The sequence below is a fragment of the Photobacterium lucens genome (assembly GCF_009873615.1).
Taxonomy (GTDB): domain Bacteria; phylum Pseudomonadota; class Gammaproteobacteria; order Enterobacterales; family Vibrionaceae; genus Photobacterium; species Photobacterium lucens.
The window spans coordinates 10,274-29,271 of sequence record NZ_SSMG01000044.1; the positions used below are offsets into that span (position 1 = coordinate 10,274).

An 18,998-nucleotide genomic window follows, 5' to 3' on the forward strand; every position below is an offset into this window, starting at 1 on the left:
AGCTATTACTATTTAAAAAGAAATGCGAGAGATGACGTTTTTTGACCTTATCAACAAGGAGTGATAATTTGCGCACCCCATGAAAAATGAAAAGAGAAATAAGTGATGGAATGTCGTCTTGGCTGTGGTGCCTGTTGTATAGCCCCAAGTATCTCATCAAGCATACCTGGAATGCCTAAAGGCAAGCCTGCGGGGGTTCGTTGCATTCAGCTGAATGAACAAAACCTATGTAAGTTATTCGGCAAACCAGAGCGTCCTGCAGTATGTCATCATTTTAAAGCTTGCCCTGATATTTGTGGTAAAACTAACGAGCAAGCTTTAGCGATCATTACCGAATTAGAGCAACTGACATAACTATCAGCCCTCTTTAAGTTATTACGTTATTCTGTCGTTTTCCCAGTCAGAATACGTAATGCTATTTTGGCGTTTTCTGCCACTTGATGGCCAGAGTGAGTAAGATAACCACCATCAACCTGTGTTACTAGCCCTTTCGCGTACAAACGCTGTGCGGCAGAAACTAATGCAGGGTTAGCATCACTATGTACTTTGATCCCTTCCATATTACTGTGCATTGGGAATTTCACTAAAAGATTCATTTCTTCAACGATATCTGGAGTGTATGGCATAGCTACCTCTTATTCGAATTCATGTAGGCACTCTTATTGGATGGCCTATTTAATATCTTGGTTTAATACTAGCGGTTACTGCTGATAAAACTAGGTGGCGCGATCAAGATCTGACGATCTTTATTTCAGTGAAACGGGATCACGCTCATAAATTCAAAACTCTTTTTGCAGTGGTTGACACTTGTATAAAAAACAAACTAAACATTTGAGAGATATAAAAAAACCGCTCAATGTGAGCGGCTTTGTTATTAAGCTTGAATACCAACAATCAACCATGGTGCATTTGGCGTTTTCAAATCACGCTCTAAATGCCACACATCTGTGATGTCTTCTTCAACACCTTCAACTCGGTCTTTATAGCGACCAGAGAACTTTATACTTAATTGTGCCGTGTTTGCATCGTAATCAGCACGAACCAGTTCAGCATCAACATACATCACTTCAGTATGTTGCTCACCCTCTAGTTTGGCGCGCTCTGCTGCAAGATCAGCAAACAGTGCAGGTGATACATATTCTCTGATTTTTTCTAATTCGTTGTGGTTCCATGCGCCTTGAATGATGCGGTAGTGATCACGAGAACCACTTAAAAACGCATTCATATTGAAATTAGGCGGCAAATTAAATGGTACATCGCTATCTGTTGACTCAAAACCACCGTTCTGAGGCTGAGATTGTACACCTGCTGCTTGACGATATTGCTGCTGAGGCTGTTGTGGCTGCTGCTGTGGAGAATTACCTGCATAAGACTCACGGTGCCCCATTGGAGTACCTTTATTAGCACGCATTGCTTTAAATAGCTTAAACAATACAAAAGCAATCACACCGATGATCAGAATATCCATAAACTGGATACCTTCGAATGCACCACCAAAGAAAGCGGCAAGTAAACCACCAGCAAGTAAACCACCTAATAGTCCACCCATTAAGCCTTTTTTGCTTGATGCTGCTGTCGGTGAATTTTGCTTACGGATAGTATCGGTTTGCTGTGGCTGTTTTTGTTGTACTGGTGCCGTTTTGTAGCTTTTACCAAACGACTTACCACCACCAAATTTCTTTGCCTCGGCATGTGGAGTAGACAATGCCACCACAAACACCAAAGCAAATACGGTAAAAAAGCGTTTCATCATTGTAGAAGTACCTTATCCATGTCCTGTATGCATCCTAGCTATATGACACAGAATGTCAATTCTAAGTCATTTTGAAATTGTTACTAACCTTTAACATCGAGCGTTTATAATTTCATCATCTATAGATACAGTTAGTAAAAACTATTGTATACTGTTTTTTATTTAACCAGATAATGAAAAACCTCTCTTTATTATGGCACTTTTCGCTAACTAAGAGGTCATTAATAGGTAATCGCTCGTTAAAGCACATACGGTTTTATCGCTTGTGGCCTTAACACAACCAATGGATATTTTTATGCAACAGAATAACACTCACAGTAAGTTCATCGGCTATCTGCTTTGGATATTCGGTTTTACGGGTGCTCACCGCTTCTATTATGGTAAACCTGTGACAGGAACTATTTGGTTTTTAACACTGGGGGTATTTGGTATCGGTTGGTTGATTGACTTGTTCTTAATTCCATCAATGAACCGTGAATCGGACTTGCGCTTCGCTGCGGGTGATATCGATTATAATATTGCGTGGTTACTCCTTACCTTCCTGGGTGTATTTGGTGTTCACCGCATGTACATGGGGAAATGGATCACCGGTATTCTTTACCTCTGTACGTTCGGCTTCTTCTTAATCGGTATATTGGTCGATTTTTGGACGTTAAATGATCAAGTATCGCTTGAAAACACCAAGAACAAGGCAGCATAACGTTTAATATTGGTGATTTTTGTTGTGACAATATATGATTCTCGGCTTGCCGAGCAGATTAAATTGTCGCAACTTTATTCACAACAACAATACATAACGAATAAGTGCACCTCGGTGAGATTATAATAAGAATATTGAACAATGTTCTATAATAAATGAACGTCAGTTTTTTATAACGAAAAGTAAACACATCTTAAGAGTAATACTCATGGCAAGAAGAAATGACCATACTCGTGAAGAGTTGGTGAATATGACACTGGAGCAAGTAAAAAACTTTCTCAATGAGCACCCTCATCACGAGCTAAGTTTACGTAAAGTCGCTGCAATGATCGGCTATGTACCAAGCACACTTGTTAATGTTTTTGGTAATTACAATTTACTATTGCTACATGCTGTTGCTCAAACGCTAGATGAATTATCTCAAGAAGCACAAGCTTGCTTAGCGGATGCACAAAGCCCTGAGCAAGCCCTACGAAACCTCGCTTACTGTTACCTTGATTTTGCTATTGCCCATCCCTACCGCTGGCAATTAATCTTCCAACACACCATGAATGGTGAAGATCTACCTGAATGGCAATCTGATCGTATTAATAATATGACTGGCATGCTAGAAACGTTGATCGGTCAGGTAAGTAGCAACATCAATGAAAATGAAGTACTGGAAACAAGCCGTGTTATTTGGGCTGGTGTTCATGGTATTACCTTGCTTACTGTAGATGATAAGTTATTCACCTCAACCCCTGTTGATGGCAAAGCACTTATCGATAATCTTCTAGATACTTATCTCAATAAGTGGAAACAGTAAAAGAGACTCATAGATGACCACAAAGCCCCAATCGAGCCTTCTTACCAAACGGCGATTTCTTCCGTATTTTTTAACTCAGGCGCTTGGGGCATTTAATGATAATGTTTACAAGAACATATTATTAATCCTGATTGCCTATGCTTCTATAGATAGCCTGCCATTAAGTGCAAATTTGCTGATTAATATTGCTGCAGGCTTATTTATTCTGCCTTTCTTTTTATTCTCAGCTTCTGCCGGCATCCTTGCCGATCAATACGATAAAGCCGCAATTATGCGGATAGTAAAATTTGCAGAAGTGATCATTATGGGATTAGCGGCTGTCGCTTTTTATTTTCAAAGCTACACCCTACTGCTATTTCTCTTGTTTTTAATGGGCACGCAATCAGCATTTTTCGGCCCAGCCAAATATGCTTTACTACCCCAACACTTAAAAACAGAAGAGTTAGTCTCTGGTAACGCATTAGTCGAAACGGGTACTTTCTTAGCTATCTTATTAGGGACGCTATTAGCAGGCTTTATTGCTGATAGTCCAAACGCACATGTTATTGCAGCAATTTCAGTAGTGGCCTTTGCCATACTGGGCTATCTCACCTCATTAGCCATTCCAAGTGCGCCACCCACAGTCAAAAGAACCCAATTTAAATGGCAACCAATTAAGCAAACACGCTCAACGATGGCAATTGCCCGTCAAGATAAAACCATCTTCCAGTGTATTCTGGGTATTAGCTGGTTCTGGTTTCTAGGTGCTTGTTACTTAACACAGTTTCCTAACTACGCAAAAATCAGCCTTGGCGGTAATGCAGCGTCAGTATCTTTTTTACTGATGCTGTTTTCAATCGGTATCGCGATCGGCTCTATGTGCTGTGATAAGTTATCGCAACATCGCATTGATCCCGGTATCGTGCCTATTGGTAGTTTAGGTATCACCCTGTTTGGTGCAGGTTTATACTTCATGACACCAGATCACATTGTTACCACCTCAAGCCTTAGCGCATTTATTTCTGCGCCTAGTCTATGGCCTGTTTTTGTTTCTCTACTGCTATTAGGTATTGCAGGCGGTATATTTATCGTGCCACTTTACGCCCTGATGCAGCAACGAGCAGAAGAAAACGTACGCGCACAGATCATTGCTGCAAACAATATTTGGAATGCGGTATTTATGGTCGCCAGTGCAATCTCAGCGATTGTCTTTCTCTCAGTACTAAAGCTCTCTATCCCTGAGTTTTTTCTTATCTTAGCTACCGTAAATGCCTTAGTTGTTATTTACATTTACTTCCAAGCCCCTGACTTTTTTTGGCGATTTGTCGTCTGGATCGTAACGCACACTATGTACCGCGTTAAAAAACAAAACTTTGCTAATATTCCAGCACAAGGTGGCGTGTTAATTGTCAGTAATCATGTAAGCTATATGGATGCACTACTGCTAGCTGGCGCTTGCCCTCGCCCTATCCGCTTTTTAATGGATCGCCAAATTTACAATCTGCCTGTAATCAATACATTCTGCAAAGCATGTAAAGCTATCCCTGTTGAGGCAAGCGATCGTAGCTCTGTCCGTACTGCTTTTTCACAAGTTTCAACCTATCTAGATAATGGTGATATTGTTTGTGTTTTCCCTGAAGGAAAACTCACCTTTGATGGTGAAATTGCTCCTTTTATGCGAGGTATCGATTTGATCATCAAACGCTCTGACGTCACGGTCATACCTGTAGCATTACAAGGATTGTGGGGCAGTTATTTCAGCCGAGAAGGTGGCACGGCATTATTAAAATGGCCTAAGCGATTTTGGTCTAAAGTGACAATTAATGCTGGTGAGTCGATGAGTTCTAAAGAAGCTAACAGCCAGCTTTTGTATGAATATGTCAGCCGCTTACGTGGTGAACACCGATAGTCTTATCTACCAAAAGAAAGGCGAAGCATGATGCTTCGCCTTTTTCTTTACTGCTTAGCTAACCACTCCGCCAATTTCGTTCGTGATACCTTAATACCACGATAAATATCAGCATCAGGCAAAGCTAAATACCTGACTGGACGCTTATACGGTGCAACGGTTTCTGCCATGTATGTCATTACGTGATCAACAAACATCGCATCAAATGGGCAAGATGTTTGAACAATCGCCACTGGGCGTTGACCAAAATCATAATCATCAACGGGTAAAACAAAAGCTTGCTCTATATCTGGCAATTGAAGTAACACTGCTTCAATATCTTCAGGCTGGATATTTTCACCACCCGAGATGAACATATTATCAGCACGGCCCCTAATGAATAATTCATCATCATGCCATTCACCGATGTCATTAGTTGCGAACCACTCACCATCATGTTCGTGGTTATCTAAAATGGAGAAAATAGTATGATTACGGTAGTAGCCTAAACATAAGCTCTTACCGCGCACTAATATCTCCCCCTCACGCAAAAACAGTTCACGGTTAGGTAATACGTTTCCAACACCTTGGCTCTCATCTGCTTGCTTAACCGAAATGGTCGATGCCATTTCAGTCATGCCATAGCCACACCAACAATCAATGCCAGCGCTACGGGCTTTATCCGTCAGACTGACCGGAATATGAGCTCCACCTAATAACACTTGCTTTAAAGCTATAGGTTGCTGAGTAGGCGCTTGATCCAATAAACGTTGTAGCTGTGTCGGCACAAGTGATGCATGAGTTACCCAGCTAAGCGCCTGTTGCTGTAGGGCTTTCTTTACAATCACTAAGCAAGCACCACGATAAAGCCAACGCCATAAAATAGCGAGTCCAGAGATATGAAATAAAGGCAAAGACAATAACCAACTGTCTTCAGCATTAAATGTCATCTTGCTTAATAAACCAGATGCACTCGCTAAATGAGATTCAGGGCTATGCACTACCGCTTTCGGTGAACCTGTCGAACCCGACGTTAGCGTTAATGTCACTGGACGATGTTCTTGCCATGTCACAGGCACCATACGAGAGACTTCTGGCTGACGCAACGTGATTATTTGCCCTGTTAGTTGCTCGGTAGCGATATCACGATCCGACCAAAGATAGTGATTGTCTAACATGGCTAACTGCTGCTGAATTTCAGTAAAAGACAGTTTCGGGTTTAACCCGACATAACGAGCGCCAACACGAATAATAGCGAGGATCAGCCACACTACTTCAATGGTGTTATCAGCGATCACCGCAACCAGCTGATCTCGCTTAACGCCTTGCTCTACTAATCCTTGTGCTAACTCATCTACCTGTGTAGAGACTTCAACCCAAGTATAGGTTTGTGCTCCCTTGGTTTGATCACCAAGAGAGATCGCGATATCTGACGGACGCTCCGCAGCCCAACGCTGCCAAGGCCATGTCAGGAAATCATGCTTTATTTCTGCCATACCACTTCAAGTTCTGATAAAGATGTCATAGGAAGTTCAGTTTCAGGCCAAGGGGTAATAAGCTGTGCTTTGAAAAGCTGCATCGTATCTAAACCAGGAGTCACATTAGGTGTTTGCCATTGTGCTATGCGTGCTAGCTGGTTTAAGCCGAAGCTTGATTCTAGGCTTGAACTGATCACAGCGGTTAGTCCTGCTGCATGAGCCTGTTTAACAAGCTCAATACAACAGGTCAAACTGCCAGTTAATGTAGGTTTAATAATGATAGCGACAACACCGGGTTGCGCTTTAACTTCAAATCCAGGCTCACGTACTGTTTCATCCCAAGCAATATTAATACCTGTCTGCTCGGCAAAACTGAGGCTATCTTCAGGGGTTGTACATGGCTCTTCTAAAAATGCGATACCTTGACGATGTTCAGGTTTCACATACTTGGCAAATTGCTGCGCTTTAATCGGTGTCCATTTACGATTAGCATCTAAACGCAATTGAATATCAGGAATTGCTTCAATAAACATGTTTGCCACAATGCCATCGCGTACTGCCTCGTACATACCCACTTTAATTTTAGCCACTTTGTCGTCGTCAGTTTGATTTAAACGCACAATCAAATCATCAGGATCACCGGAACATAACGGTGCTACGGCATAATTAGCCGCTTGTGGTAATGCGCCATCAAGTTCTGCCAATGCACAGCTAATACCAAAGGCTACAGATGGGAAAGCCGTCTCTAAATCTAAAACTTGCTCTTGCTGCCATAACGCCAATAGTTGCTCTGCTTGCACTTGTGCTTGCTCTAACGTTTCATGGCTAAATTCAGGTAGTGGTGCAATTTCCCCTAAGCCAACACGCTCACCTTGTTTAAGCTCAACAATCAAGCCTTGGCGTGTCACCAAACGTTGATCACGTAAGATAACGCCAGAATCCATTGGTAATTGATATTGATATAACTTAACACTGCGCATTATTGATAACCTTTCATTGATGCCAGAGCATAAAAAAACACGCTAGATTCCAGTCTAGCGAAAGAATAAATCACTTTAATTACAAAGGTTCGTTAACACTTTTGGATAAAAGCAGATAAAGCGGAGATAAAAGCCTGCGGCTGTTCAACATGAATATTGTGTCCAGCATCGGGGATCACTTCAACGCTTAGCTCTGATTGCGCAGCGATCTGACGAAACTTTGTATCATGTTCACCACAAACATAACGAACGGGTAATGTTAAAGTTTGTAATGATGTAAGTAATAGTGGTTGCTTAGACAATGAGGTTGCTAACAACATATTGGCGACACCTGCTCCAAGGTTATCACTTCGTTTTAGCACTAAGCTTTGTCTTTGGTCATGATCCAGTGATGAAAACACCGCTTGTTGATACCAATCATTCAGCACGACAGAAAAAGGTTCGCTAGAAAAGCGTTCAGCCCATGCTTGATCATTTACAAAGCGTGCTTCACGTTCAGAAGCAGGCAAACCAAAATGCCCGCCCTCTAAAAAGAGCCCCTTTAATTCTGGCTTTGAAAACGCACTATCAACAGACTTATCATTGGTTAATTGCGATGCAAGATACATTGCTAATCGCGCCCCTAATGAATAGCCGACTAAGATAAATTGCTTAATACCTCGGTGAGCAAGCGTATCTAAAATAGCATGATAGCTTTGCTCAAAACCAATATCAGAAGATGCCTGCGACATCGTCACCGACGCACTTAATCCATGCCCCGGTAGATCGATAGTAATACAGGTATAACGGTAAGCTAATGCCGAGGTAATATTGCGCCAATCACGCCCAGAACCCAACAGCCCATGAAGGAAAACGATCACAGGCTGAGTGTTATCTAATTGATGACCAAAGGTTTCAGAGTAAAGACGCACGTTTAACCTCAGCAAAGATGGTTTTTAGCATATTTCCTGCTTCACCTGCTGGTGTTTGAACTTCAATTAACGTCGCTTGATTTAACTGCTGCGCTTTTATGACCGCTTCTTTAGCATCAGCTAAGGTTGTAGGACAAACATAACCTAGCTCAAACATAGCAGCGGCATGGGCAAACGTAATGCCATGGGGCATTCGGTAGAAATCGTCTTTTTGCTGCTCTGGTACTGGCAACATATCAAAGATGCCGCCACCATCATTATTCGTCACAATCACAACCATCGGCTGTACAGTTTGTTTTAGTAACGCTAGCGAATTGAGATCGTATAAAAACGAGGTATCACCAACGAGCATAAACATAGGTACTTGACGAGCACGTTGTACCCCAGCAGCGGTGGCAATTAAGCCGTCGATGCCAGATGCGCCTCGATTGGTAAATACCGCTGTCGTTGGTAATTGACCAAACATATCAATCAAACGCACGATCATGCTGTTACCAAGAAAAAGTTCGGTATAAGGTAACAACCAGTTCGTTAATGATGCGGCTAAGGATACTTCAGATAAAGAATCACAGTGCGGAGCGACAAGAGCACGGTAGTTTTTTGCAGCAGAGATAAGTGCTGATGCCCAACCATTTTGCTCACTCGCTGAATCCAGTGATAACGCTGCATGACTCCACTGACCAACATTGGCTTGAATACGTAATCCAGAATGATGATGTGGATCTAAACGTCCTTGTTGCGGATCTATCAGCCAATAATCTTGCCAAGCGTGCGCACCAATAAATTGCAATAAACGCTTTGAGACAATGCGCGCACCAAACTGCAATAACACTTCAGCTTGGGATAACAGTGCTGAACACGACTCATTTTGCAGCCAACCGTCAAAACCGGCCAACTCACTCGAACCACCAGCTTGTGGATCAACCAATAGCGGCCAACCTAACTGAGCCGCTAATGCTTCAACATGTGTAAGCTCAGTCGGTAATAATTTACCTGCAACAATAACGCCTTTTTTCGTACATAAACGCTGCCAATCAGCATGATTGATAACAGCATCATGGCTCACGGCTTGTTGATGTTGACAATAAGGCTTATCGCTCTGTTGCCAATGCTGTACTGGCGTCAAGTAGGTCGTGAAATCCACCGCATCGCCATATAACGGCTCAGGGTAATGACAGTTAAAGTGCACCGCACCGCCATGTAATTGCTGCTGATGCATCATCTCGTCAACAACACCTAATAACCAGCTTGGTGTGATATCAAGAGTTGGTGTCGGAATATCATAAAATGCAGTCACATGGTGAGAAAAAATACCATGCTGTACAATGGCTTGGTTAGCACCACAAGCTAAAAGTTCAGCTGGTCTATCAGAGGTCAGTAGCACTAACTTTTCTTTCGTTAGGCCAGATTCAGCAACAGCAGGTAGTAAATTGGCGACCGCTGTCCCTGATGTCACGATCACAGCGACGGGGGATTGAGAAGCTTTCGCTAATCCTAATGCTAAAAAGCCTAAACCACGCTCATCAAAATGAGTATGAATGGTTAACTTTGGTTGCTTTGCTGCCGCTAATGTTAACGGTGTAGAGCGAGAGCCTGGGGCTATACAAACATGCTTAACACCTTGACGTACGAGCTCTTCTAACATGAGTTCAGCCCAGCAGCTATTTAACGCAGCACGATAAGCTGTACTATTCGATAACGCTAATTTCATGATGCGCTTTTACACTCCATTTCAACGGCTAGCGGCTCTGTTTGCTCAAATAAACTGCATAAGGTTGATGTTTTACGATCCAGCTCTTTCCATTCACTTTCGGCAATGGAGCCCGGCACAATACCAGCACCAGCAAATAAATGAACTTCACCTTCAATGATTAAAGCACTACGGATCGCCACACAGAACTCACTATGATGTTGACCAATATAACCTACCGCACCACTGTACCAGCCACGAGAAAAGGGTTCATTTTCAGCAATAAAGTGCAATGCAGGATCGCGAGGTAAACCTGCGATCGCAGCTGTAGGCTGTAAGTTATCTAATAAGTCGGCACTGAAAATACCATCATTTAACTCTGCATCAATACTGCGTTTTAAATGTTGCACTTTACGTAACTGCACTAATTCAGGGCTTTGTGCAACGTTCATTGATTGGCTACAAGGCACTAAGCGGTTAACAATATCATCAACCACTAAGCGGTTTTCATAACGATTTTTATTATCCGATAAAAGCCATTGTGCTAAACGCTGATCTTCTACTTCATCATGGCCTCGTCCAATCGTCCCCGCTAAGGCTTCAGTTTGGAGTGTATGCTCATGACGTTGAAAAAGGCGTTCTGGAGTTGAGCCAATAAAGCCATGTTTATCATCTAACGCCATTAAAAAATGAAAGCTATTGCTGTTGTTGGCACAGCTTGCTTTTAACAGTTGGGCTGGTGAGACGGGCTTATCAAGCTGTAATTGCGTACGTCGGGCTAATACCACTTTTTCAAAGGCTTTATTGTCAATCGCCTCTAACGCACGAGTGATCATATTCGACCAACCTGAAAAATCAGGCGTAAAGCTACGACTTAAAATCGTACTTTTAATACCGCTAATTAATGACGTATCAAACTTTAATTGCTTGAGGGCCATTAACATACGATCGCGATCTTCACCGACATTAATAGCAAGATGCCATTGATGATCAATGCGGCTCAGTTCTAATAGCGGCAAAAAGAAAAAAGAAGAAAGACAACGGCGATTACGCTCCGTTCTTCCATCAAAAGAACGCCCACCCCAAATACGCTGATCATCAGTAATAACTTTTTCAGCAGCTTTTGGATCAGTAAATGTTTTAATTTGCCCTAACGCCACAACCTCTTCACGGCAATTGCGTGATTGCCAATAGAATTTAGGATACAAATCTTGTGTATCCATCCAATCAATGAGATCAATATTTTTAGATAGGTCTAATTTAACCAATAGACGCTGGGTTGTAGCAGATGCCTGCTCTAATTTAGCAATTAATAATTCAACGGCTTGTTGTAACGCAGTCAAGATAACCTCGCTCAGCTCTATTACACCAATACGGCTCATCCCTGGCTGAAAGATAGATATGTCACTCTCTTAGACATATTTTCTTTACTAAGAATAGTCACTTGCACCTCTCTATGGAGGTAATAACCGCTGATTCTCTTAGTAAAGAAGAATGATGTGACATTCTACCTCACTAAAAAGCTTCTGACTAATGAAGTAACGCAATTGTATTATCCAACTTGCCAGCAGAAACCTCTGTTCAATATTGTTAATTCTAGTTAAACAGCCCAGTTTCATTCTGTTCAAATAAAACAAAACACTCTTTTACATAATTATCTTCTGAAAGGTGTTCCTATCGCCCTCTTTTATAGTGTAATTTGTGGTTATACCAAATAATCATCAGGAAAATCTCTTATGCAAAAATTCGGGATGTCATCCAAGCTTAATAATGTTTGCTATGACATACGCGGTCCCGTTCTGAAACACGCTAAGCGCATGGAAGAAGAAGGGCAAAAAATTCTAAAACTAAATATTGGCAATCCAGCCCCATTTGGTTTTGACGCCCCTGATGAAATTCTGGTGGATGTGATCCGTAATCTGCCAACCTCTCAAGGTTACTGTGACTCAAAAGGTATTTATTCTGCACGTAAAGCCGTAGTGCAACACTACCAAAAGCGTGGTTTGCGTGATCTTGATGTTGAAGATGTCTACATCGGTAACGGTGTTTCTGAATTAATCGTTATGGCAATGCAAGCGTTGCTAAACCATAAAGATGAAATTTTAGTACCATCACCCGATTACCCATTATGGACAGCAGCGGTATCGCTATCAGGTGGTACACCCGTTCACTACACCTGTGATGAACAAGCTGACTGGTACCCAGATCTGGATGACATTAAACAAAAAATCACACCGAATACCCGTGGTATTGTGTTAATCAACCCGAATAATCCAACGGGTGCTGTTTATAGTCGTGATTTCCTATTAGAAGTGGTAGAGATTGCTCGTCAGCACGATCTGATCATTTTTGCTGACGAAATCTACGATAAGATTTTATACGATGGTGCTCAACATACATCTATTGCGCCATTGGCTGATGATGTTGTCTGTGTAACATTTAACGGTCTTTCTAAATCATACCGAGTCTGTGGTTTCCGCGCAGGTTGGATGGTGATCTCTGGCCCTCGTCACCGTGCGAAAGGTTACATCGAAGGTTTAGAAATGCTGTCATCCATGCGTTTGTGTGCCAACGTACCAATGCAACATGCAATCCAAACTGCATTAGGTGGCTACCAAAGTATCAATGAATTGATCCTACCGGGTGGACGTTTATTAGAGCAACGTAATAAAGCGTATGATTTATTAACTCAGATCCCTGGCGTATCATGTGTTAAGCCAAAAGGCGCACTGTATCTATTCCCGAAATTAGATCAGAAGAAATTTAATATTCAAGATGATCAGAAGATGGCGATGGACTTCTTACTACAAGAGAAAGTGTTAGTCGTCCATGGTACCGGCTTTAACTGGAAACAACCGGATCACTTCCGTATTGTTACTCTGCCTCACGTCGATGATCTTGAACTGGCAATGGGTCGTCTAGAGCGATTCCTTCATAGCTATCGTCAGTAACACTGGCACATCATTCTCAAGCCTCGGTAATCCGGGGCTTTTTGTTAACTAAAAGCTGTCACACCTTCCCTTACATCTGTTACTTTATACTCATAATTTCTATGCAAGCTGTTCGTTAATAGCTCAGCAACCTTAGCAAAGAGAACTGATCATCATGGAAAAAAGTCATTTCTTCGCCCACCTTGCCCGTATGCGTTTAATTCAACGCTGGCCTTTAATGCGTAGTGTCGAAACAGAAAATATTTCAGAGCATAGTCTTCAAGTCGCCTTTGTAGCTCACGCCCTCGCTTTAATTAAAAATCGTAAGTTCGGTGGCAATCTCAATCCAGAACGTATCGCTCTACAAGGGATGTTTCACGATGTGAGTGAAGTGATCACTGGCGATATGCCAACGCCAATTAAGTACTACAACCCTGCAATTGCTGAAGAATATAAAAAGATTGAATTAGCCGCAGAGCAAAAGCTGATCTCAATGCTACCTGCGGAATTTCAAGACGATTACGCATCACTATTAGATAGTCATAAAATTGATGCAGAAGCGGCTGCGATTGTAAAACAGGCAGATACCTTATGTGCTTATATTAAATGCCTAGAAGAGCTCAGCGCAGGCAATCACGAGTTTACTCGAGCCAAAAAACGTTTAGAAGAAACACTAGAGCAACGCAAAACCCCGGAAATGGAATATTTCCTCGATACCTTTGCCGATAGCTTTAATCTGACATTGGATGATATTAGTTAATGACAGAATTTAAGATTGACCCACAATGGCAAGATCGTCACTACGACGAAAAAAAAATGCGTCGTGATGATCATCGCTCACCTTATCAACGAGACAGAGCCCGTATTCTTCACTCAGCGGCATTTCGTCGCCTACAAGCCAAGACCCAAGTTCATGGTGCGGGTAATCATGACTTTTACCGCACTCGCCTGACGCATTCATTGGAAGCCTCGCAAATCGGTACAGGGATCGTCGCTCAGCTTAAGTTAAAACAGCCAGAATTTCGTAAACTATTACCGTCAACGAGCTTAATGGAGAGCCTTTGTTTAGCTCATGATATCGGCCATCCACCTTTTGGTCATGGTGGTGAAGTCGCCCTTAATTACATGATGCGTAATAACGGCGGCTTTGAAGGCAATGCACAAACATTTCGTATTGTAACGTTATTAGAACCCTACACCGAAGGCTACGGGATGAACCTAGCAAGGCGCACATTGCTAGGATTACTAAAATACCCAGCCTTACTTAGCCAAACAGCACCATTAGAAAGAGCGCCAGATGTTGCTAACTTCCGCCATTTAAAAGCAAAAGATTGGTATCCAGCCAAAGGCTTATACGATGATGACAAAGCTGTATTTGATTGGGTATTAGCGCCATTATCAGATAAAGATAAAGCCTTATTTGCCCAAATGCGCTGTGAACGACAGTCTCCAATGCTGCCATGTAAAACCCGGTTTAAATCTTTAGATTGTTCGATCATGGAGCTTGCCGATGATATTGCTTACGGTGTTCATGACTTAGAAGATGCTATCGTAATGGGTATCGTTACTCGTGATGAATGGCAAGAGGCTGTGGCTTCTAAAATTGCTGAATGTGGCGATCCTTGGTTAGAAGAGCGCATTGGTGAGATCAGCGAATTAATGTTTGGTAGCCACCATCAACGTAAAGATGCAATAGGTGCGCTAGTTAACGGTTTACTAACTTCTATCACCATTAGCCCAACCATTCAAAATGGTACGGATTTTTTTGATGAGCCATTACTGCAATGGAACGCTTTCTTATCTGAACCAATGGAAAAAGCATTAGAAGTATTGAAACAATTTGTCAGTATCTATGTAGTGAAAAAGCCTGAAATTCAGCTATCTGAATACAAAGGACAGCAGCTGATCATGGAGTTATTTGAGGCATTTGCATCTGATCCAGAGCGATTACTACCTGAAGGTACGCGTCAACGTTGGCTTGAAGTACAAGAAAATGGCGGTAATGAACTGAGGATCATCGCTGATTATATTTCAGGTATGACAGACGGTTTTGCCCAACGCTTGTACAGCACCTTGTTCCAGCCGACGTCTGTGACAGGGATCAGCAATGACGGTTACGGGTTTTAAGCTATCAAAAAGGGAGCTATATGCTCCCTTTCTCTTACTCATTTAATTTCTTACTCGTTACTCTGATAGTTTTGCTCAAAAACCCCAGACGGCATCTGCGCAATTTGAAAGTTAATCATCGCCTCAAATGTATCAAGCAATGGCTGAAGATCAGTTTGCTCAGATTCCAATACAGAAAGCGCAAGAAAACCTGCTTCTACCGTTGAGACTCCCTGCTCTTTCGGTGATTTACGGATCCGATAATTGCCCGTTTCAACATTATCTAAACTCACTAACGGCAAATGATGTAAGTTAGTTGATAATTGCCACATCTTATAAGCTTTCTTCCATGTACCATCGAGCAGAATAATCACTTTTTTACGCTCATTTGCTGACTTATTGGCAACCTCAGACAAGGCGATTGAACCCTCTCCAGGATAAACGACGTAAATGTCATGATCTGTTTGAGCCAACGCTTGATTAAGCTCATCATGTTGTGAAAAATCTTCTCCTACCCAGAGTCGGCTATTCGGCAAAGAAAGTGATAATATTCTCGCAGTACCAATGGCCCGTTTAACTTCTGACGGATGTTGTAAAATCCACAGCTCAGTTTGGGTTTCAATGGTTTTAATCCAGTGACAAATACACGCTTTATTCGCTTTACCACAGTTATCACAATACCGACTCATTGAGGTTGCCTTGTCCATTCGAAATTACATTGTTATCGCATTATTGATTGGCGTGATAGCACAATTACCATCACTCCAGCCATTACTTGTCTGGGATCGACAAGCCATTATAAATGGTGAATTATGGCGGATCCTAACAGGAAATATCACCCATACCAATTGGGTACATCTTGCTATGAATGCAGCAGCCTTTGTGATCATCAGTTTTATTTTTCGCATCCACTATCATGCTAAAGGCTATAGCTTACTGATCTTCATTATATCCGTAGTTATAGGGCTTGGCCTCTTTGCTACCAGCATTACCTGGTATGCGGGCTTCTCTGGTGTATTACACGGCATTTTTGCTTGGGGCTGTATTCGAGATATTCAATCCAAAACCAAAGGTGGGTGGCTATTATTAGTTGGATTAATGATTAAGATTGGTTGGGAGCAATACTTCGGCGGCTCAATAAGCTCTGAAGAGTTAATCGGTGTTCGTGTTGCCACAGAAGCTCATTTGATTGGTGCAATCACAGGGATCATCAGCGCACTTATCCTAAAACCAAAATGGCTATAAATTAACGGGAGCGCATCAGCTCCCGTCATTAATATCACTACAACTCAATAATCTTGCGGTTTTTCTCAACCGTTGCTTTACCGATCCCTTTCACTTTAACTAAATCATCCGCACTCGCAAACTTACCGTTAGCACTACGATAATCAACAATCGCTTGTGCTTTCTCTGCGCCTATACCATCTAATAAGATATCAAGCTGCTCAACATTCGCTTCATTGATATTCACAGTTTTAACGATCCCTTCATGCGTCTTTTCATCAGCATGACTTAGCGGTACCAAGGCTAACCCACTTGCTAAGGCGATAACTTTAAATAAACGGTATGAGTGCATTTCTTTCTATCCCTAATTGATATATTGGAATCAAAAGAATAAGCAGAAATTGACGAATAAGAAGCGATTTTATGAAAGGAGTCACTAGAAAAACGACGGGCCGCACAATGGCGGCCCGTTAAGAGAAATATTAATTTCAATTATTGTGCTGGCTTGTCCAACATTGGGTAAGTCACTTTTGCAGACTCACGTAACGTTTCAAGCGTTGCAGCTAGATCTTGCTGAGCAAACATATTCTCAACTTGAGTTGCAAACTGGCTATTCACTTCATCAGCTGAAGGTTTAACGTTTACCACTTTATCTAGTGCAATGATTTCAACATTACCATTGTTGTCACGTACCATACCGTAAGAAGCTTTACCGTCTTTAGGCTTAGGCAATGTGAACGCAACACGTGCAACATTTGCATCAGGGCCAGAACGCGTTACTGTTTGATCGCCTGAGAAGCTTAGGCCATCTTTAGCTACAACGTCTGATTTACCTTCACGTAAAGCTGCAATAATAGAGTCCGCTTTTTCAGTCGCTTGTTTCTCACCTTTTTGCTGTGCTAGCAATGTTTTCACTTTCGCTTCAACATCAGCAAATGGTAGAACCGCTTCTTCACGAGAATCATCAACACGAACAACGACTACATGCTCAGGTGCAATCTCAATCACATCAGAGTTCATACCATCATCGTGAACTTCAGGGCTTTGTAGCGCTTCCTGAACTTTCTGATCTGCTAGTACGCCTTTCTCATCTTGTAGAGAGATAAAGCCAGTTGTTACCACTTTAGCTTTTACTGCTTCTGCTGCTGCATCTAGAGAATCTGGAGATTCAAATGCCGTTTCAGCAAGTTTGCTTTGTAGCTTGTAGAATTGTTCTGCAACTTGCTGCTCTTGAAGCTCTGCAATAATGCTTGCTTTCACTTCAGCAAATGGCTTCACTTTAGGCTCTTCGATGCCATCTAGCAAAATGATGTGGTAACCAAATGAAGATTTCACAAGACCAGACATATCACCCGGCTTAGCTAATGAGAACGCAGCTTCTTCAAATGCTGGATCCATTACGCCTTTACCGAACCAATCTAGCTTACCGCCATCTTTTGCACTGAACGTATCATCAGATGATTTCTTCGCAACGTCAGCAAAGTTCGCACCGCCTTTTAGCTCAGCCAATAACGCTTCCGCTTTGGCTTTAGATGCATCGCTGTCGCCTTTCACAAGAATGTGGCTTACTTGACGCTTCTCAGCTGTGCTGTACTTGCTCTTGTGTTCGTTATAGTAAGTTTCAGCTTCTTGATCAGTGATCTTAATGTTGTTAACTAAATCTTTACCCGATAACTCAATGTAAGAGACTTTCACTTGCGCAGGACGAGTAAACTGATTTTTATTTTCGTCGTAGTAAGCTTTCGCTTCTTCGTCAGTTACCGTCACTTTGTTAGTGAAATCAGCAAGATTTAGTTTAAGTGTACGTACTACACGCTCTTGAGATTCAAGCTTACGTAGTTCATCAACTTCATTATTAAGTGCAAAATCACTATCTTGTAGTGCGCTTAAGAACTGTTGACGAAGCATGTCTTTACGGATTGATTCCGCAAATTGCTCTGGAGAAATACCAGCACGACGTAGCGTTAGATTGTATTGCTCGTTATTAAATACGCCATCAACTTGGAAAGCAGGCATTTCAATGATTGCTTGCTTAACTTGTGCATCACTTACACCAAGACCTAACTCAGTCGCGCGTTGCTCAATCAGTTCATCGTTAACCATACGATCCAGTACACTTTTACGGAACTGCTGAACGTACTCAGGGTTACCCATTAACGTTGAGAAGTAATCACCTAAACGCTGCTGCATTTGGTTACGTTGATTCTGATAAGCCTGCTCAAATTCACGCTGGCTGATCTCTTTGTCATTCACTTTTGCAGCAACTTGCTCATTACCGCTCGCCAGATAACTGCCGACACCAGCAAATACAAAAGATAAAATAATTAAGCTAAGAATAATCTTAACCCAGATGCTGTTAGCGCCTTCGCGCAATCGCTCCATCATAATTTGCCGTCTCTCCTACTGTTCGATCTGGCACGGTTTCGAACTAGATATCAAATGTGTGCACTAAATATCGGTATCAACACGATAGCCGAACCATAACAATCATTATTAATTCGTTATTAACTAATTACTAAATAATTTATTTAAAATCAGCATCTAAACTATAGAT

Annotated in this window: 18 protein-coding genes; 8 read left to right on the forward strand and 10 right to left on the reverse strand. The window is 42.0% G+C overall.

The window, feature by feature from the left end; all coding sequences use genetic code 11:
* Positions 1–105: 105 nt before the first annotated feature.
* On the forward strand, positions 106–354 hold the full coding sequence (locus tag E5A76_RS02945) for a YkgJ family cysteine cluster protein (RefSeq protein ID WP_161118072.1): 249 nt from the start codon (positions 106–108) through the stop codon (positions 352–354).
* Between the two features lie 26 nt (positions 355–380).
* On the opposite strand, the gene E5A76_RS02950 is transcribed toward E5A76_RS02945, so the two are convergent.
* Together E5A76_RS02950 and E5A76_RS02955 are read right to left on the reverse strand one after the other, a co-directional pair.
* The gene (locus tag E5A76_RS02950) at positions 381–626 is read right to left on the reverse strand and encodes a TIGR02647 family protein (protein WP_023931511.1); all 246 of its coding nucleotides are present in this window, start codon (positions 624–626) and stop codon (positions 381–383) included.
* Between the two features lie 248 nt (positions 627–874).
* The gene (locus tag E5A76_RS02955; protein ID WP_187695537.1) at positions 875–1,750 is read right to left on the reverse strand and encodes a Tim44 domain-containing protein; all 876 of its coding nucleotides are present in this window, start codon (positions 1,748–1,750) and stop codon (positions 875–877) included.
* A gap of 298 nt (positions 1,751–2,048) precedes the next feature.
* On the opposite strand from E5A76_RS02955, the gene E5A76_RS02960 reads away from it, so the two are divergent.
* From E5A76_RS02960 to E5A76_RS02970, 3 genes are all read left to right on the forward strand, one after another.
* Positions 2,049–2,453 (forward strand): NINE protein, encoded by a 405-nt coding sequence (locus E5A76_RS02960; protein WP_161118058.1) that lies wholly within the window; start codon positions 2,049–2,051, stop codon positions 2,451–2,453.
* A gap of 208 nt (positions 2,454–2,661) precedes the next feature.
* Positions 2,662–3,258: a TetR/AcrR family transcriptional regulator gene (locus E5A76_RS02965; RefSeq protein ID WP_053987059.1), complete on the forward strand. Its 597-nt coding sequence runs from the start codon at positions 2,662–2,664 to the stop codon at positions 3,256–3,258.
* Positions 3,259–3,271: 13 nt separating this feature from the next.
* Positions 3,272–5,146, forward strand: a complete 1,875-nt coding sequence (locus tag E5A76_RS02970; protein WP_161118059.1) for an MFS transporter — start codon at positions 3,272–3,274, stop codon at positions 5,144–5,146.
* 47 nt (positions 5,147–5,193) lie between these two features.
* Here E5A76_RS02970 and menE read toward each other — a convergent pair whose 3' ends face one another.
* The 5 genes from menE to E5A76_RS02995 form a co-directional block, all read right to left on the reverse strand.
* Positions 5,194–6,621, reverse strand: a complete 1,428-nt coding sequence (menE, locus tag E5A76_RS02975) for an o-succinylbenzoate--CoA ligase (RefSeq protein ID WP_161118060.1) — start codon at positions 6,619–6,621, stop codon at positions 5,194–5,196.
* The gene (gene menC, locus E5A76_RS02980; RefSeq protein WP_161118061.1) at positions 6,609–7,583 is read right to left on the reverse strand and encodes an o-succinylbenzoate synthase; all 975 of its coding nucleotides are present in this window, start codon (positions 7,581–7,583) and stop codon (positions 6,609–6,611) included. The genes menE and menC overlap by 13 nt, the downstream gene beginning before the upstream one ends.
* A gap of 92 nt (positions 7,584–7,675) precedes the next feature.
* Positions 7,676–8,494, reverse strand: coding sequence for a 2-succinyl-6-hydroxy-2,4-cyclohexadiene-1-carboxylate synthase (gene menH / locus E5A76_RS02985; protein ID WP_161118062.1), 819 nt, complete (start codon positions 8,492–8,494; stop codon positions 7,676–7,678).
* On the reverse strand, positions 8,478–10,205 hold the full coding sequence (gene menD / locus E5A76_RS02990) for a 2-succinyl-5-enolpyruvyl-6-hydroxy-3-cyclohexene-1-carboxylic-acid synthase (protein WP_161118063.1): 1,728 nt from the start codon (positions 10,203–10,205) through the stop codon (positions 8,478–8,480). Before menD ends, menH begins: the two co-directional genes overlap by 17 nt.
* Positions 10,202–11,566: an isochorismate synthase gene (locus tag E5A76_RS02995; RefSeq protein ID WP_081001632.1), complete on the reverse strand. Its 1,365-nt coding sequence runs from the start codon at positions 11,564–11,566 to the stop codon at positions 10,202–10,204. The genes menD and E5A76_RS02995 overlap by 4 nt, the downstream gene beginning before the upstream one ends.
* 354 nt (positions 11,567–11,920) lie before the next feature.
* Between E5A76_RS02995 and E5A76_RS03000 the strand changes: the two genes are divergently transcribed.
* The 3 genes from E5A76_RS03000 to E5A76_RS03010 all read left to right on the forward strand — a co-directional run bounded on the left by E5A76_RS03000 (position 11,921) and on the right by E5A76_RS03010 (position 15,241).
* Positions 11,921–13,135: a pyridoxal phosphate-dependent aminotransferase gene (locus tag E5A76_RS03000; RefSeq protein ID WP_053987065.1), complete on the forward strand. Its 1,215-nt coding sequence runs from the start codon at positions 11,921–11,923 to the stop codon at positions 13,133–13,135.
* Between the two features lie 154 nt (positions 13,136–13,289).
* On the forward strand, positions 13,290–13,874 hold the full coding sequence (yfbR, locus tag E5A76_RS03005; protein ID WP_053987066.1) for a 5'-deoxynucleotidase: 585 nt from the start codon (positions 13,290–13,292) through the stop codon (positions 13,872–13,874).
* Positions 13,874–15,241, forward strand: coding sequence for an anti-phage deoxyguanosine triphosphatase (locus E5A76_RS03010; RefSeq protein ID WP_161118064.1), 1,368 nt, complete (start codon positions 13,874–13,876; stop codon positions 15,239–15,241). Before yfbR ends, E5A76_RS03010 begins: the two co-directional genes overlap by 1 nt.
* Before the next feature lie 50 nt (positions 15,242–15,291).
* On the opposite strand, the gene E5A76_RS03015 is transcribed toward E5A76_RS03010, so the two are convergent.
* The gene (locus E5A76_RS03015; protein ID WP_161118065.1) at positions 15,292–15,909 is read right to left on the reverse strand and encodes a tRNA-uridine aminocarboxypropyltransferase; all 618 of its coding nucleotides are present in this window, start codon (positions 15,907–15,909) and stop codon (positions 15,292–15,294) included.
* 10 nt (positions 15,910–15,919) lie between these two features.
* Between E5A76_RS03015 and rrtA the strand changes: the two genes are divergently transcribed.
* Complete coding sequence (gene rrtA / locus E5A76_RS03020) at positions 15,920–16,465, forward strand: rhombosortase (RefSeq protein WP_187695536.1); 546 nt, start codon at positions 15,920–15,922, stop codon at positions 16,463–16,465.
* A gap of 37 nt (positions 16,466–16,502) precedes the next feature.
* Here rrtA and E5A76_RS03025 read toward each other — a convergent pair whose 3' ends face one another.
* Both E5A76_RS03025 and ppiD read right to left on the reverse strand, forming a co-directional pair.
* Positions 16,503–16,796: a ComEA family DNA-binding protein gene (locus E5A76_RS03025; RefSeq protein ID WP_053987069.1), complete on the reverse strand. Its 294-nt coding sequence runs from the start codon at positions 16,794–16,796 to the stop codon at positions 16,503–16,505.
* A 140-nt stretch (positions 16,797–16,936) separates the two neighbouring features.
* A complete protein-coding gene (ppiD, locus tag E5A76_RS03030; RefSeq protein WP_161118066.1) occupies positions 16,937–18,829 on the reverse strand; it encodes a peptidylprolyl isomerase in 1,893 nt (630 codons plus the stop codon).
* Positions 18,830–18,998 lie beyond the last annotated feature (169 nt).